This window comes from Kitasatospora sp. NPDC059577 (assembly GCF_042735475.1).
Classification (GTDB): domain Bacteria; phylum Actinomycetota; class Actinomycetes; order Streptomycetales; family Streptomycetaceae; genus Kitasatospora.
The window spans coordinates 13,205-14,445 of the sequence record NZ_JBHWBZ010000064.1; the positions used below are offsets into that span (position 1 = coordinate 13,205).

The 1,241-nt window shown below is 72.3% G+C and carries 1 protein-coding gene; it reads right to left on the reverse strand.

Annotated elements, in window-relative coordinates:
- Positions 1-421 precede the first annotated feature (421 nt).
- Entirely contained in the window at positions 422-970 is a 549-nt protein-coding gene (locus ACFV0O_RS34395; RefSeq protein WP_380347687.1) for a hypothetical protein, read from the reverse strand.
- Between the last annotated feature and the right edge of the window lie 271 nt (positions 971-1,241).

The following is a 1,241-nucleotide window of genomic DNA, read 5'->3' on the forward strand; positions in this document are numbered from 1 at the left end:
GGCCGCCGGGGGCGGCGGGGCCTCGGGGCGGCCCCGGGGCGCGGCGCGCCCCCCGGGGCGGCGGCCCCCCCCCCCCCCCCCCCGCCCCCCCCGCCGCCGGCCCCGCGGCAGCGAAGGATGGTCCAGCGCATCCAGGCGCTGGCCAGGGTGCGGTAGCGGAGCGCTCCGCGACCAACCACCCGGTCTGCTGTTGTCCGCAACACCGTTGTAGTTGCCACCCGGACCCGGCTCGCGGAAGCGCTCGAGGCTGAGGTGTTTCGCTCTGTTTGCCCATGTGACGTTCCAGGGGACAACGTCGAAGAAGATCGGGCAGGTGCCGATGGCATTGATGGGCGGTACCAGGGCCAGGTCCTGGTACCGCCCGTGGCGGTCGATCGGGGAGGATGACCTGACCGGTGCCCCTGATCAGGCGGTAGTAGCTCTACTCGTTCGAACAGTCCGGACTGAAGAGACGGGCACGCTGTACTCCCGCCTTTCGCAGTTCGTCCGCCACGACGCGCAGCGCGGTGCGGGCCATCTGCGGGAAGACCCCGCCTTTGCAGTCCATCCGGACGCAGGGGACCTCGGTATCGACGGTGGCGTAGCTGGGACTGTAGGGAGGACGGTCATCGTCCCAGACGTCTTCGGCCTCTTCCGGTGAGAGTTCGCTGCCGTCCTCGAACACACACATCAGGCGGGGCTTGGCAGCCGTGAGTGCCGCAACCGCGCGAGCCGGGTCGTCCGACCCGACGGCGATCGTGAAGTCTTGGTGGAACGCGGAGCCGGGGCGGCTCGTCCCGATGCGCAGCACGTCCGGATCGACGCTGATGCCTCCCGGTTCGCTTTCCGAGGCAGCGGCTCGGCGCATCCAGAAGGCCGCCTCGGCGGTCGCCCCGCATGCCTCGACCACCCGCCACAGCATCTGCGGGCCCGAACCGCGAACCGCCTGTTCGAACAGATCCCGGGCGTGTTCCCACTCCATGTCGGCCATGGCCTGGCCCCCGTGTCTGAATGCGATTTCGACGGATGACGGGAACGATTCCGTAGTATCCACGGATCCATGGCTACCACCGCGTGCTGACACCGGGCCGTGGACCAGGAATCCGGACACCGCCCCATGCCCGGCCCCAGGCCGGTGGTGGGGGGGGCCCCGGGGGGGGGGGGGCGCGCCCCCCCCCGCCCCCCGCCCCGCGCCCCCCCCCCCCCGCGCCGCCGCGCCCCCCCTGGTTGGTTGGCGACCCCGAGGGGGGCGGGGGGCACTC